This window comes from Leptospira ainlahdjerensis (genome assembly GCF_016919175.1).
GTDB classification, from domain to species: Bacteria; Spirochaetota; Leptospiria; order Leptospirales; family Leptospiraceae; genus Leptospira; species Leptospira ainlahdjerensis.
The window spans coordinates 186384-201252 of the sequence record NZ_JAFFPU010000044.1 but is presented as its reverse complement, the minus strand read 5'-3'; the positions used below and the strand labels follow the sequence as shown (position 1 = coordinate 201252).

Sequence of the window (14869 nt, the reverse complement as noted above, 5' to 3'; positions counted from 1 at the left end):
GCTTTCCCTACTCTTTTTCCGGAAGAAGAATTCGGAAAATTTCGCTAAGATCACTTTTGTAAAAGCTCTACAATACGATTCTTCCCATAAGAATATTTTTCCGGATTTTATAAGATGCAAATAATGCGGGACGAAACGCCGATAAAATTTCACCGGCGTTTTTTAGAGTTTGAAAAAGGATTACGGCGCATCCAATTTCTTTTTCACAAGTGTGAACATCGCTTGCACCTGCGTCGGAGTCATCCTACTCTGAGCACCAATCGGCGAACCTTCGATCTCGCTATGATCGTGAGAATAAGCGATTTTCACTTCTTGAAGGTCTTTTGCGGTGATATAGACCGTTTTTGTTCCGCGTGTGACTGCAAGATAATCGGAATCGTTTATCTTTTTAGAATGATTGGCGACGTTCTCCAATTCGATCTGTCCTTCGCAGTGACAGGTAAAGGTCATGTCTTCTCGAACCGCCGTAAAAAATTTAGTTCCTCTGACTCCGGCTGTACTCGTAGGTGTGTGAAGACTGAGTTTGTCTCCTTTCAACAATTTATTGGCAAAGACCCAAGAACTTCCTCGATCTTGAAAAAAGATTCTTTCGTTCGATTCTTCTTTGAGACGAAACTGAGAATCCGATTGAATCTCGATCACGGAAGAATTTTCTCCGAACACGACGGTCGCTACGGATTTAGATCCCGTTATCAGAACGTCTCCATTTCGAATCTCCTGAGAAACAAACGCTTTGATCGTTTGATCTCCGCGCTGAACGGATACGGTTCCTTTAACAAAAGTGATCGCGCCCTTTGTAGGTTCCAAAGAAGAACCCTTACATTTCGAAAGAAAAACGTTTATACAAAGAAGAATCGACAGGATTGTTATTTTTTTCATAAATTCTCCGCAGATCCCGATAAAAAACCGGAATCGAACTGCAAACATCCGCCATCATTTTGAAAATGGCAAACTATAATTTCAGATCCGGATCGATTCTTTCAATCGGAACCCTTCGCAGGAATGGGAATACGTTGCACCGGATCGTAGAAGAAAGTTTCCTCTGCAATTTGTTCCCCCTCCCAGCGTTGATAGGCAAGTTCTTCCATGTGCATGGAAGTTCCGTCCTTCCATTCGAAATGAAAAATCCATCGAATGACGACCCTGTCTCCGTTTATAAAAACCGGGCGAACACACTTTGAAGTCAATGTCTTGGCTCTTGACAGAACTTTTTTTTCGTTCGCAACGAGCAATCTTTTGCCCACGCGAGGGGAGGATTGATTTTCCTGCATGGAAGCGCCTTCGGTATAAAATTCTTCGATCGCTAGGTCGTGTTTGTTTTCTTCTACAAGGGCGATAAAACGTTCTAAAGTTTCTAAAGTGGGCATTTTTTTCTCCGATTCCAAGTGAAATTGAATCCAATGAACTCCTAACCTTTGTTAGACGATTTTGCGTTCGGAAGCAAAGTTTCCACGTTTGCAAAATCCGAATCGGGAACTTCCATTTGGAACTGAGCAGTCACCTTCGGGCAATGGACTTCCAAGATTGTGATTTTTAGTTTTATGTCAAATTATAATTTCCCAAGAAATCCGATTCCGATCCGTATCTTTTTTCGTAGGACCGTATGAATTCCTCGAATCTGACTTCGAAAATCTGGAGAATTGGTCCGAAAACGTAAAAAGTGTGGGAACTCCCCGTTTTCAATCGACGGTTCCATCTCTCGAAAGAAGGGAACGGAACGAGAAAAGGTCTTGTAGGAAGTTCTACAAATTTTCTTCCTTCCTTTCCGCTTTTGAATACGGCCTTGGCAAACAAAAGAGAATCGAATCTTTTTCCTTCTTTCGGAAAAAGTTTGGAGACCTGTTTTGAATTTTCAACCGCTCCTTCTGGATTCGGGTGCGGAAAACCATTCGATGGTTTCCTTGGTCACTAAATTCCATTTTTGAGGATCTTCGAAATGACTGGCAGAACCGGCGATCTGGCTGATTTTTTTTTGAGGTGAATCGATCCTCAGAAACGCACTTTGATTGGAATCGCCTCCTTTCGAATTCAAGGCCCCTATGATATTCAAAATCGGAACCTCACAAAAGGCGATATTGAGAGGCGGAATTTCTCCGATAAATACAAAACTTTCGATCTGACTTTTTAGCTTCAGACTCGCTCTGAAAAATCGTTCAGCATACGCGGACAAACCGACATATCCTAATTTCATATTTTTTGTGAGGTCTTGATTTTTTAACCAATGAGTAACGGAGATAAGACGATCCGATAGGAGTTCTTCATCCAATCGGTTGATGGAAATTTGACTTTCTTTTTCGGTCAAAAGTCCGTAAAGAAAAAACGTCGCGATTTTTTTTCCATTTAACGCCGTGGAAAGTTTTTTCAATCGATCCGCAAACCGGGAATGTTCCTCTTCCAATACGTTGATCACAAGCAAATCTGCGCCTTCCGGAACGACGATGTCTCCTTTGAGTTCCACTTGATTTACGGGAAAACTTACAGTTTTGCTAAAGTGTCTTTTACCCATTTACTTTTTTAGAAATCGACTTTATATTCTTAATCGAGAAGACTTGCCAAAGCGATTTCGTTTTTGATTAGAATTTTTCTTTTTTCGATCTCGATCCAACCTCTACATTTGAAATCGGAAAGGGCCCTTACCAAGGTTTCCGTGGTCGCCCCGATGATGGACGCGAATACGTCTCTTGTAAAAGGAAGTTCGATCTCTATCCCTACTTCTTTCATTCTTTCCAAAAGAAATTCGGATAACTTGGCGTGTGTGTGACGAATTCCCATAGAATAGATTTTGTTTTCAGCTTCCACACATTCCTTCGTCATTTTGTCGAATGCCATATCGCTGAACTCGCGATTCGTATGTAATAATTCCTGAATTTCAAATTGAGATACGAATTGCACCTCCGTGTCTTCTAACGCGACCGCATTGTGAAGATATTTTCCCCCCATCACCGCGTCTCTAAAACCTACCCAACTTCCAGGGTAGTGAATTTTAAAAGTTTGTTGTTTATCGTTTGTCTTAGAATGCCTGAAGGAGCGGACGTATCCTTTACGAACGATGTAGAATCCGTTGGAGGAATCCCCCTCCGAAAAAAGAAGAGCGTTCTTCTCAAAATGTTTCGTATTTTGTGAATCGGTTAATTCATACTTCGGAACCAATTCGAGACGTTTTTTTTTGGCGGGAACTTCGTTTTCTTCGGAAACACGTTTGGATACTGTCAGTGCGCTCATATTCTTCCTAATCCTTTCCATTCTTGCTGAGAATGTTTATACAGGACTTCTACGATCCAGTCAATGACCAAGGGGATATGCGGCGAATTACGGAGGTATTCTGCGGATTGGGAGGGTTAAATTCTAAAATTAGAAAGGGATTCAAAAATCGGGAAACCGCTCCGAACGGCCGTTTGGAAGAATTTTACGGCGTTTCCGGAAAATCAGAGCAATTCTTTGATTTTAGCGATGTATTTTCGGCCGACCGGAAGCTGGGTCTCGTCATCGTCCTTAAGATAGACGACGTAGTTTCCCATCGTATCGCTTTGGAGATGCGAAAGTTTCTGGAGATTGATGATGTATTGTTTATAAATCCTCAAAAAATGATTGGAAGGAAGCTTTGTTTCCAAACTCTTCAGAGATTTATAAGTGATGTATTCCCTTTCTTCGGTGTGGATTACGCTGAAATTATCCCGGGAAGCGATGTAGATGATGTCCGCATAAGGAATCAGAAAATAATTTTCCTTTTCCAAAATGAACAATCCGTGTTCGTTGAATGCGTTTCCTGAATTTTGACTTTTTTTGTTTTGAAGAAACTCGATCGCCCGATCCACGGCCTTAAAAAATCGATCCTTCGAAAACGGTTTTAAAAGATAATCAAGAGCGCCTAACTCAAACGCGTCGATCGCCTTATCGCGAAAGGCGGTGACAAAAATGACGTAAGGAGGATTTTCCAATTTTTCGAGAACTTCCAATCCCGACATCACGGGAAGATTGATATCTAAGAACGCCAAATCGAAGGACTCTTCTTGGAGAAATTGCAACGCCTCTTCTCCGTCTTTTGCTACTTTACAAAGTTTTAATTCAGGTCGAGAAAGACAAAAATTGACTAACAATTCTCGGGTGGGCGCTTCGTCTTCTACGATGATTGCCTTCCATTCTTTATTCGGATTTGCCATTTTCAGTTTAACTTTCCCAACTGTTCGTTTTTTGGGGTATCAAAGTCCACGGTTACAATCGCTCCACCGTCGACGTGATTTTCAATTTTCACTTCCGACTCGTAAAGATAAAATTTAAGACGCTCCGAGATATTGTGCAGAGTTCGAGAATGGAAATTTTCAGTATTCTCGATTCCCTTTCCGTTGTCTCGAATCCGAATCCGAGTTCGATTTCCTTCGATCGTCGCTTCAACCGAAATTTTCCCGCCTCCCTTTTGATTTCGAATTCCGTGTATATAAGAATTTTCGACGATCGGCTGTAAGGTGAGAGGAGGAAGTTGACATTTGCTGAAATCGCCTTTTTTTATGACTTCGATGTCCAAGAAATCGGAGAATCTAAGTTTGAGAAGTTTCATATAATTCTCCATAAACTCCCACTCGACGTCGAAAGGGATGAGCGGCCTCTGCGCGTTATCTATTAGAAATCTGTAATTATCCGCGAGCATTAGGATCGCGGAATCGGCGAGTTCGGAATTGGTCTGCAAATAAGAATGAATGATGCTCAATGTGTTGAACAAAAAATGAGGACTCATCCGATCCTGTAACGTTTTGAGATTGTTTTCGGCCAATCGGGCCTTTTCCTCGGTTTCTTTTCTTTCCGTGATATCGTTTCGAATTGCAAGATACTGATGCGGTTTGCCGTTTTCGTCCAAAATCGGTGAAATCGTAGTATCTACCCAATAAAATTTACCGTCCTTGGATTTATTTTTGATCTCCCCTTTCCAGATTTTTCCTTTGGAAATCGTCTTCCAAAGTTCGATAAAAAATTCTTTCGGATGATAACCTGAATTGATGATTCTGTGATTTCTTCCTAAAAGTTCATTTTTAGAATAGCCGCTGATTTTGCAGAAATTCTGATTTGCATAGATGATATTTCCGAGTTTGTCCGTGATCGCCACGATGGAAACCGCGTTTAACGCAGTATGAAAATCGGATAACTCTTTGAGGGAACTTTTTAGGTTTCGTTCCACTTCCTTTGTAAGAGTAACGTCCACTCCGACAAACCAGTGTTTCCAGCCTGCGATCGGAAACTCGGTTGATATATTGGACAACGCAATCGTTCTTGCTTTTCCGGATTTTGATTTGAGTTCTAATTCCCAATTCTTAAAATCGGAATCCACACTTTGATGATAGATCTCGGTTGAATTGCCTGCTTCTTGAATTCCCAAAAGTTGTTGTTTAAAAAAACGATTCTTCCCAAGAACCTCTTCTTTCGTATAACCGGTCACATTCTCACATTCGTGATTCCAGGAAAGAATCCGAAATTGTTCGTCTACGGAAAAAAACATGACAGGCATGTTCTCCAGTACTTGTCCGATTTTATCCTCGTTCCCCTGTGGAAACGGAACTTCCAAATTGTCCGGCAAAAGAGCTCCCAATTGATGACAGATACGTTCGGTCAAAGAAAGAAATTTTTCCTCTTCGGGAGTTTTTATCCGATCGGAATAAAGAATAAGGGCTCCGGTTTTTTTCTGAAATTGAATGGGGATTCCCAATACGGTTTTACTAATCGGGTCCAAGAGGCGACTAACGTGTTCGTATCGGATCTCGTCGTTGGGATCGTGACTCCAAATACTTTTTTGTTCTCCGAGTAATCGTAAAAGAAATCCTTCCGAGGCGGGGATAGAAACTTTTTCGGAATCTTTTACAAACGACTCTTCGATTTTCGGATACGCCCTGTGAACGGCTTGCAGACAAAAGGACTTGGAAACGTCGTCGATCATCCAAATTTCCGCCCGACTCCAATTTGAAATGGAAGAAATTCTTTCTAAAATCTTGGTAAGGGCCTGATCTGCGCGTGTTTTGCCGGAAATGACTTTTGAAAAAAGATCCAAAATCTGGAATGTGATTTGGACTTCTTCGGGCTCGTTTTTTATAAATTCGAATTGGCGGTCCAAATTATCGACGATCGGTCCCATATTTATTATCTTTTCGATTCATTACTAAAGGGATAAGAAATATCGCGGAGGCGATTTTCTGTAAACTGAATTCCAATTTTTTTCGATTCCCTTTTTACTCCAGCGATTTCCTGTTTTCCATTCTCCGCTGAAAAGAACTCCCTGTGATTTTGCCGTTTGGCATTGATTTTTGACGTTTTTCCTAGAGGCTCTTGACCGCTTTCAAAAAAGACGTTATATCTTTAGAATCTACTTTTCATCCAAGGAGAATTCTATGAATAGCGTTACAAAACATTTCAATCGTTCTCAAAGCCTTACAGGTTTGGACCATTTTTTTCGCAACTGGCCTGGCTGGAACGATCTGTTTCACAACGACTGGGTCTCGCAAGTTCCGGCTGTAAACGTAAAAAGAAATCCTAACGGATACGAACTTGATTTTGCCGCTCCCGGTTTGGATAAAAAAGATTTTAACATCGATATCGATGGGGAAATGCTCACGATCAGCGCGGAAAAAGAATCCGAAAACAAAGAAGAAGACAAACAATACAGCAAAAGAGAATACAACTATTCTTCCTTTAGCCGTTCTTTTACGTTACCGGATACGGTCGATCGATCCAAAATCTCCGCCAAATACGAAAACGGCGTTCTCAAGTTGAATCTTCCAAAAAAAGAAGGAGCGCCCAAAGCAAGTCCCGTTAAGATCGGAGTTCAATAATTTTTTTCGGTTCCCAAAACGCCCTCGGATAGATCGATGGAGGGCGTCATTTTTTTGTTCCAATCCGATGCTACGATTCCATCCTGACCTCGTTGTTCGATTTCGTTTTATTTTTTTCTAAATTATCAAAACCTTAATAAACTGGAATTCAGTCATGTCCAATCCTTCCGCCGAAAAAAATTTACCCAGGGGCCACAGCTCGGAAGAAGCCGCCGAAAAACTCAAACGTTTCGGACGAAACGAACTCAGCAGTCAGAGAGAATCCTTTTGGAAAGTAATCCTTTCCGTAGTGACCGAACCGATGTTGTCCCTTCTCATTCTTTGTGGAATTTTGTACGCGGTTCTCGGGAACCTGGAAGAAGCGGCGATGTTGTCCATCGCCGTCATCGCCGTCATCTCCATCACGATCTATCAGAATAACAAATCCAAAAACGCGCTCGCCTCCCTAAAGGAACTCGCTCCTCTCAAAGCCAGAGCCGTGAGGGACGGAAGAATCACGATCATTCCTTCCGGAGAAGTGGTTCCCGACGACGTAATTGTTCTTCAGGAAGGAGATCGGGTTTCTGCGGACGGATTTTTGACATTCTCCTTAAACCTAAATGTGGACGAATCCCTTCTGACCGGAGAATCCGTCAGCATTCCAAAAGAATCAGTATTCGAATCCGATGAGAATATGCAAATTCCTGCAAGTAGTAAAAGTTTGGTTTTTGCGGGAAGTACGGTCGTCGCCGGAGAAGGAGTGTTTCGAGTCACCGCGACCGGAGATTCCACCGAGATCGGAAAGATCGGCAAGGAATTGAAGAATATCACCCAATCCGAAAGTCCTCTCCAATCGGAGATCAAACGATTTACGATTTTTTTTACCATGTTTGCCGGAATCCTTTGTGTGTTTCTGATCGTCGGCCTTGGGCTTCGTCACGGACGTTGGCTGGAGGCCATTCTCGCGGGTCTTACCTTTTCCATGGCCGTCTTACCCGAGGAGATTCCGGTCGTTTTAAGCGTCTTTTTCTCGTTAGGCGCCTGGAGAATTTCCAAGATCGGAGTTTTGACAAAAAATCTAAGCGCCATCGAAACGTTAGGCGCCGCTACCGTTCTCTGCGTGGACAAAACGGGAACCCTTACCGAGAACAATATGAAAGTTCGAGGTTTGTATTGTGAGGGGGAACATTTGGAGTGTAATTCCAAACTTTCGGAAATTCCTGAAAAGTTTCATTCGCTTTTGGAGTTCGCTCTTCTCGCTTCCAAAAAAGATCCGTACGATCCTATGGAAAAGGCAATTCGCGATCTGGGAATTACCTTTCTTTCGGGAACTGAACACATTCACTTTGACTGGGAGCTAAAAAAAGAATATCCTCTTTCCCCGAAACTTATGGCTCTGAGTTATGCGTGGTTGTCTCGGGAAAACGACGACGTCCTTTTTATCGGAGCCAAGGGGGCGCCGGAGGCGATCTTCGATCTTTGTCACTTCTCGGAGGAATTGTTAAACGAATGGGGAAACATCGTTGAAAGATATTCTTCCCAAGGTTTTAGAATTTTAGGAGTTGCCAAATCGAAATCGAAAACTCGCGGAATTCCCGAAGATCAACACGATCTCAGTTTCGATTTTTTAGGTCTGATTCTTTTAGAGGATCCGATCCGGGAATCGGTTCCCGCTTCCGTACTGGAATGCAAACGAGCGGGTATCAAAGTTGTGATGATCACCGGCGATCATGCAGGGACGGCAAAATCCATCGCAGATCAAATCGGATTTGATCGTTCGGAGACCGTCATCAGCGGAGACGAGTTGGAAACTCTTTCCGACGACGAGCTCGTTTCTCGTCTGGATCACGTTCGAATTTTTTGTAGAATCAGACCACATCAAAAATTAAAGATCATCCGTTGTTTTCAGAGCAAGGGAGAAACCGTCGCGATGACGGGAGACGGAGTCAACGACACTCTGGCCTTACACGCAGCCCATATCGGGATATCGATGGGGAAACGAGGTACGGATGTCGCCAGAGAAGCTTCCGACTTGGTCTTGTTAGACGATAATTTTTCCTCCATCGTAAAGGCAGTGATGTTAGGAAGAAGAATCTATGAAAACATCCAAAAAAGCGTTTCTTATATCATCTCGGTGCATATTCCGATCATAGGCATGTCTCTTCTTCCGGTTCTTACCGGGGATCCGCTCTATTTTTTTCCGGCACACGTATTATTGTTGGAGTTAATTATAGATCCTGCATGTACTCTCGTATTCGAAGGAGTGGACGCCGAAAAACACATCTACGCCTCCCCTCCTCGAAGAGGGAAAGACAGTCTTATGAGTTTTCAAAACGCATCGATGAGCTTACTTAGAGGCGGATTGATTCTTCTTGTTCTCATCGCCCTTTCCTTTTGGGGAAAACACGAAAACTGGACGTTTGAAAAAATCCGATCTATGGCTTTTCTCTGTTTGGTCTCATCCAATTTGGGAATGATATTGATCCATCTTTCGAAAGACGTTCCTTTTTATCGGGTTCTCACAAGATCAAACTCAATCCTATATTGGATCAGCGGTTTGACGATTCTTATCCTTACGTTTATCTTTCACGTGGATCTTTTGACCCGTCTATTCGGTTTTGTAATGATTTCCTGGTTCGACGTATTCTCTTCCGTCGCGATCGGTCTTGCCGTAAGTCTTCTCTGGGAAGTGAAGAAGATCAAAGATAATTCTTGACTTGAAACGGGAACGAGCCTTCTTTTGTCTTGAGTCTGCCTAGTCCGGAGTCATCCGGAGCGGAGGAACCAAATTTTGGGGCGAATCGTATCTCGGATACGAAGGATATCTCTCATTCCTAGCCCGTCAGCTAACTTCGCAGGCACGGAGAGAAGACAGTTGGAAATTTCATTTCCGAACTCTTCCCGACTCAACATAGATTTTGGAGACTTGATTCTTAATTCTTTTTATACTCCAAGAGTTTAGAAAGAAGAATGGAGTTTGTCCTTAAAATTCGGATCGAACGGTTCGCAAGCCGAGTCGTTTCGGATTCGTACGCTCGTCGTCTTTTAAAAAAGAAACAAAGCGGGGACATTCTATAAGAATCGGCTTTATGATCAAAATTGAATATGGCGGTATAGGAATGAAATTAGGTACTTTCAGAAACGTTTTGGTTTACGTCGTTTTTCTCGTAGTATTCGGCTTTGGAATCCACTGGATTCTCAACTTCGGAAAAGGATTGGAAGTCGGAATCGAAAACTCGGGGTTTCACTCCGATCCGTTCTCCTTTGTCGTCTGGGTTTCCGATTTTTCGAAAAATCTAAAACACCCGATCGCGCTTCTCATCTTACAGCTGTTAGTCATTCTGATCGTCGCGAGAACCTTCGGTTGGATCTTGAGTCTTTTCAGACAACCGATGGTGATCGGAGAAATCATCGCCGGAATCGTCCTGGGCCCTTCGTTTTTGGGATGGGCCTTACCGGAATATTCTTCCTTTCTCTTTCCAAAAGAATCTCTCAAAAGTATACAAGCCCTAAGTCAGATCGGTCTTTTTCTTTTTTTGTTTCTTGTGGGAATGGAACTGGATGTGAAAATTCTTGGCAAAAAGGCGCATGACGCAGTGGTCGTAAGTCATGCGAGTATTCTTTTCCCATTCTTCTTAGGAACCGCTTACGCGATCTATCTCTACCAGGACTTTTCCCCCAAGGGAGTTTCTTTTTTGGTCTTCGGTTTGTTTATGGGAATTGCAATGAGTATCACGGCCTTTCCAGTTTTGGCGAGAATCGTCCAAGAAAGAGGGCTTACAAAAACTTCTCTCGGAACCTTGGTCGTCACCTGCGCTGCGGCCGACGACGTCACGGCTTGGTGTATCCTCGCGATCGTAGTCGCGGTGGCGCAAGCCGGAAGCCTTTTGAGCGGATTGATCACGATTGCATTAGCGGTTTCTTATGTGATTTTGATGATCTTTGTGATCCGCCCTCTTTTGACGAAAATTTCTCAACGATATCCGAGCAGAGAAGCCTTGATTCGTCCGGTCACCGCTTTTGTTTTTATCATCTGGCTTTTGTCCTGCTACGTCGCGGAAGCGATCGGGATCCACGCCCTCTTCGGCGCCTTTCTCGCCGGTGTGATCATGCCGTCTAACGGAAACTTCAGGAGATTGTTGTCAGAGAAGATAGAAGACTTAAGTCTCTTACTTCTTCTACCTTTGTTCTTCGTATTTACCGGTCTCAGAACTGAGATCGGATTGTTAAACGAAGGGAATCTCTGGTTTGTCTGTTTGGGAGTGATCGGCGTCGCGGTTTTCGGAAAATTTTTCGGAAGTTCCGTCGCGGCTAAGTTGGTCGGGCAGAATTGGAAGGACAGTCTTTCGATCGGCGCCCTTATGAACACAAGAGGACTTATGGAATTGGTGGTCCTCAATATCGGTTACGACTTAGGAATTTTATCTCCCCCGATTTTTGCGATGATGGTTCTGATGGCGCTCGCGACTACGTTTATGACGGGACCGATTTTAGATTTGTTGAATCTCATTTTTTATAAAGGAATTCAGGAAGAACGTGGAAGCAAAATTCTTTTGTCGTTCGCGGCTCCGACTACCGGAGCCCGTCTTTTAGAACTGGCGAATTTATTATTCCCCTTCCAAAAAGAGGAAGTGAAGGAAACAAAGTTAGTCGCGCTTCACGTCACTTCGAGTACCGATATTTCACCTCAGGAAGCGGATACTCTGGAAAAGGAAGTTTTTGAAAATCTTACAAAAAAAGCGAACGAACTCGGGCGTTCTATTTTGACGGTTTATAAAAACAGTTCGAACGTGACAAAAGAGATTTTTAATCAAATTCAAAAACTCGATCCTTCTCTCGTTCTATTGGGCAGATCCCAGACTTTGTTTTCGCACAAGGAAGTTGCGGGCAAAGTTCTCACCATTATCGAAAGTACGAAGATCCCGGTGGGAATTTTGATCGATCGCAAATTTACGAAGTTGAACAAAATCCTCTTCTTCGTCTCCAGCGTCGAAGATCGATTCTTAGAGGTCTATCAAGAAAATATTTCTAAACTTTCCGATTCGGACGTAACGGTCCTTTGGACGGGAAGAGTCCTTCCGGAATGGCTGAAAGACGCAAACGAACGTATAAAGTCCCCAAACTTCCGCATACTCGCGAGGGAACGATCCTTGATCTACGGAGAGAATTGGAGCGACTACGACCTTGTGATCCTCAGTCTTGAATTTTACGTCGAAATTGAAAACACGAGCTTGTTCCAACAACAGCTGCCGAGTGTTTTAATTCTTAAAAAGTGAAAGAATTAAGACGATAGATCCGTCTTAAAGACCGCCGAATCATTTTTTATCGTTTGGCGGTTCTTCGTATTCGTCTTAGGAAACGAGCATATTAGAATTTTAAAAAACGGTTTCCTTATCGTAAATTTTTGCCATAATGTATCAAAAATTCAACGGTGATATTTACGGCTCCGATCGTAAGAGAGGGGCGCCTTGAATCGAATTCTTTGAACAAAATCAAATGCACCCAAGTAATTTCAAATTACTCCTCCCCCTCTTCTTGATTTTATCCTTCTCGCTTTTTTGCAACGACTTTGACGAAAAAAAAAGGACGCTGATCGAAAACGGTTCCGCAGATCTCGCAACCTGGGATCCGAAGGGAAAAATCGTGAACTTAAAAGGAGATTGGGAATTTTGCTGGGATCAACTGATTCCTCCGGATGCGGAGGAAAGTTTTTGGAAAGAACACTGCAACGGCCATCATGCCGTACCATCCTATTGGAAATTTTATAAGATTCCCGGAAAAAATCTTACTCCGTTCGGAAAGGCGACCTATCGAGTCAAAATCAAACTTCCGAAGTCCTTTCAAGGATCCTATGGAATCAGTTGGACCGAAATTCTTTCCGCGTTTGAAATTTTTGTAAATCAAAAATCCGTCGCAAAGGTCGGCCGAGTTGGATCGAGTTATGAAAGTATGATTCCCGAAGTCAAACCGGATAGAATCAACATCGGTTCAATTCAAGACGAAGTTACGATCGTGATCTGGATTTCGAATTATAACCATGAGAATCACGGCTTCTGGCGTCCCTTGTTTTTGGGAGAATGGAAAAAAATTCGAGATACACAAGTCAGACATTCTCTCGCCGAAATCGCGAGTTTTTCCTCGATCTGTCTGGTCGGACTTTATCACCTCATGATCTTTCTTTTCCGAACCCGCTCGAAAGAATACTTATACTTCTCGCTCTTTTGTATTCTGATGTCCTTTCGTCAACTCAGCGGAGAAAATCACACGTTACTCCTCTTTTTTGAAGATTTGAATTTTGACGCATACATACGGATCATTTATTTTGTGGTGGTCTCGATCGGAATTTCGATGTGTATGTTTATCAAATCGCTCTTTCCGGAGGAGGTATCGGGCAAATTTATCTATTCCACGATCGGCGTTTTTTTCACGTTTATCTTAGCCCTCATTCTACCCGTAAACGTTTTCACAAGATTTTCGGAAGTCGAATTCACTCTCATCGGACTTCTTCCGCTCGGATTAAGTCCTTATCTAATCAGAGCTTGGAAAAATAATCGGGAAGGAGCTTTTGTTATCCTAACCGCCTACATCATTTTTTCTGCGACCGTTGCCAACGATATCCTTTTCACTCTGGGATATATTTCTACGGGATATTTCTCGAATCTTGGAGTGATTTTTTTTATCCTTTTGCAGGCGAGCGTGCTTGCAAAAAAACTGACAAAGGCCATCGAAAATTCGGAACGACTCGCAATCGAATTGGAATCCACTCTCAAAGAAAGTCTTCAGACGCACCGCGAGTTGATGTCATTAAAAGAATTACAAAATACGAATTTGGAAACTCAAGTCCAACTGAGGACTCAAGAACTCGAAAAGGCCAGAAACGAAGCAGAATTCGCAAACAAGGTAAAGTCGCAGTTTCTTGCGACGATGAGCCATGAAATCAGAACTCCCTTACACGGGATCATCGGCTTGATAGAACAGTTCAAGTTCACGCCTCTCAATAAAAACCAAGAACACATCCGAAGCCTCATTCAAAGCAGCGGGGAAACCTTATTCAAGATTATCAACGATATTTTAGATTATTCTAAATTAGAAGCCGATAAAATAGAACTCGAAATCGGAGAAATCAAATGGAAACCGATTTTGGAGGAAATGCAGGGAATATTCCAACACCAAGTTCAACAAAAGGGCTTAAGGTTTAACGTCGTTTATTCTCCCGATTTCGTATTTTCCGCCTTGGGCGACGAACATCGTATCAAACAAATCCTTTCGAATCTTCTTTCCAATGCGATCAAGTTTACGGATTCTGGAAAGGTCGAGCTGATTCTGGATTCCGAGATCGTAAAACCCGGCGACAAAATCCGTTATACGATTCAAGTCGTCGATACCGGAATCGGAATCCCAAAAGAAAAAATCGATCTACTCTTTCAGAAATTCTTTCAGTTGGATTCGAGTATTTCGAGACGATACGGAGGAACCGGCCTCGGATTGGCGATATCGAAAAAATTGGTGGAGCTGATGCAAGGATCGATCCACGCTTTTAAAAACGAAAATGGAGGCTCCACGTTCGAGTTTACGATTTTGTTATCCGAAATCGGTTCTCATAAAACTCCAAAGCCGATCCAAGAATTCGATCTCTCAGAACTTTCACGGGAGACGAAGATACTCATCGCGGAGGACGACGCCACCAACGTTTTTCTTTTATCGCGTATTTTAAATAAATTGAATATTCTTCACGAGGTTGCAAAGGACGGCTTGGAAGCGGTGGAAAAAGCAAAAAAAAACGACTATGATCTGATTTTTATGGACATCAACATGCCGCACTTGGACGGAATCACGGCCTCCGCGTGGATTCTGAACGATCCGAAAATAGTAAAAAAGCCGGTCATCATTCCGGTCACCGCGGACGTTCTACAGGAAGACAAGACTAAATGTAAGGAAGCCGGCATGTCCGGATTTTTGGCAAAACCGTATTACAGAAAGAATATCGAACAACTGATCTATGAATGGCTGATCCTTCCAAAACGATAAGGCGCGGGTTGTCACTCAAGGGATTCTTCGAAACTCATTTTAATAACTCC

Annotated in this window: 10 protein-coding genes and 1 riboswitch; of the genes, 4 read left to right on the top strand and 6 right to left on the bottom strand. The window is 42.8% G+C overall.

Features of this window, described 5'->3' with window-relative positions:
* Positions 1-180 precede the first annotated feature (180 nt).
* The 6 genes from JWG45_RS13380 to JWG45_RS13355 all read right to left on the bottom strand — a co-directional run bounded on the left by JWG45_RS13380 (position 181) and on the right by JWG45_RS13355 (position 6118).
* Positions 181-879, bottom strand: coding sequence for a FecR family protein (locus tag JWG45_RS13380; RefSeq protein ID WP_205280178.1), 699 nt, complete (start codon positions 877-879; stop codon positions 181-183).
* Positions 880-980: 101 nt separating this feature from the next.
* Positions 981-1367, bottom strand: coding sequence for a nuclear transport factor 2-like protein (locus JWG45_RS13375; protein ID WP_205280177.1), 387 nt, complete (start codon positions 1365-1367; stop codon positions 981-983).
* 485 nt (positions 1368-1852) lie between these two features.
* On the bottom strand, positions 1853-2506 hold the full coding sequence (locus JWG45_RS13370) for a dienelactone hydrolase (protein ID WP_205280176.1): 654 nt from the start codon (positions 2504-2506) through the stop codon (positions 1853-1855).
* Between the two features lie 29 nt (positions 2507-2535).
* A complete protein-coding gene (locus tag JWG45_RS13365; protein ID WP_205280175.1) occupies positions 2536-3222 on the bottom strand; it encodes a Crp/Fnr family transcriptional regulator in 687 nt (228 codons plus the stop codon).
* A 203-nt stretch (positions 3223-3425) separates the two neighbouring features.
* Positions 3426-4160, bottom strand: a complete 735-nt coding sequence (locus JWG45_RS13360; protein ID WP_205280174.1) for a LytR/AlgR family response regulator transcription factor — start codon at positions 4158-4160, stop codon at positions 3426-3428.
* A 2-nt stretch (positions 4161-4162) separates the two neighbouring features.
* Entirely contained in the window at positions 4163-6118 is a 1956-nt protein-coding gene (locus tag JWG45_RS13355) for a PAS domain S-box protein (protein WP_205280173.1), read from the bottom strand.
* Positions 6119-6371: 253 nt separating this feature from the next.
* Between JWG45_RS13355 and JWG45_RS13350 the strand changes: the two genes are divergently transcribed.
* The 4 genes from JWG45_RS13350 (at position 6372) to JWG45_RS13335 (ending at position 14819) form a co-directional block, all read left to right on the top strand.
* Entirely contained in the window at positions 6372-6812 is a 441-nt protein-coding gene (locus JWG45_RS13350; protein ID WP_205280172.1) for an Hsp20/alpha crystallin family protein, read from the top strand.
* Between the two features lie 154 nt (positions 6813-6966).
* Positions 6967-9507: a cation-translocating P-type ATPase gene (locus JWG45_RS13345; protein ID WP_205280171.1), complete on the top strand. Its 2541-nt coding sequence runs from the start codon at positions 6967-6969 to the stop codon at positions 9505-9507.
* Between the two features lie 26 nt (positions 9508-9533).
* Positions 9534-9666, top strand: a riboswitch (cyclic di-AMP (ydaO/yuaA leader).
* 244 nt (positions 9667-9910) lie between these two features.
* Positions 9911-12067: a cation:proton antiporter gene (locus JWG45_RS13340; protein ID WP_205280170.1), complete on the top strand. Its 2157-nt coding sequence runs from the start codon at positions 9911-9913 to the stop codon at positions 12065-12067.
* A gap of 220 nt (positions 12068-12287) precedes the next feature.
* Positions 12288-14819 carry an ATP-binding protein gene (locus tag JWG45_RS13335; protein ID WP_205280169.1) on the top strand — a complete coding sequence of 844 codons (2532 nt, stop codon included), beginning with the start codon at positions 12288-12290 and terminating at the stop codon, positions 14817-14819.
* Positions 14820-14869 lie beyond the last annotated feature (50 nt).

Coding starts and splice junctions, on each gene's coding strand:
- JWG45_RS13360 (WP_205280174.1), bottom strand. CDS start 4,160: ATGGCAAATCCGAATAAAGAATGGAAGGCAATCATCGTAGAAGACGAA.
- JWG45_RS13345 (WP_205280171.1), top strand. CDS start 6,967: ATGTCCAATCCTTCCGCCGAAAAAAATTTACCCAGGGGCCACAGCTCG.
- JWG45_RS13370 (WP_205280176.1), bottom strand. CDS start 2,506: ATGGGTAAAAGACACTTTAGCAAAACTGTAAGTTTTCCCGTAAATCAA.
- JWG45_RS13335 (WP_205280169.1), top strand. CDS start 12,288: ATGCACCCAAGTAATTTCAAATTACTCCTCCCCCTCTTCTTGATTTTA.
- JWG45_RS13340 (WP_205280170.1), top strand. CDS start 9,911: ATGAAATTAGGTACTTTCAGAAACGTTTTGGTTTACGTCGTTTTTCTC.
- JWG45_RS13350 (WP_205280172.1), top strand. CDS start 6,372: ATGAATAGCGTTACAAAACATTTCAATCGTTCTCAAAGCCTTACAGGT.
- JWG45_RS13355 (WP_205280173.1), bottom strand. CDS start 6,118: ATGGGACCGATCGTCGATAATTTGGACCGCCAATTCGAATTTATAAAA.
- JWG45_RS13365 (WP_205280175.1), bottom strand. CDS start 3,222: ATGAGCGCACTGACAGTATCCAAACGTGTTTCCGAAGAAAACGAAGTT.
- JWG45_RS13375 (WP_205280177.1), bottom strand. CDS start 1,367: ATGCCCACTTTAGAAACTTTAGAACGTTTTATCGCCCTTGTAGAAGAA.
- JWG45_RS13380 (WP_205280178.1), bottom strand. CDS start 879: ATGAAAAAAATAACAATCCTGTCGATTCTTCTTTGTATAAACGTTTTT.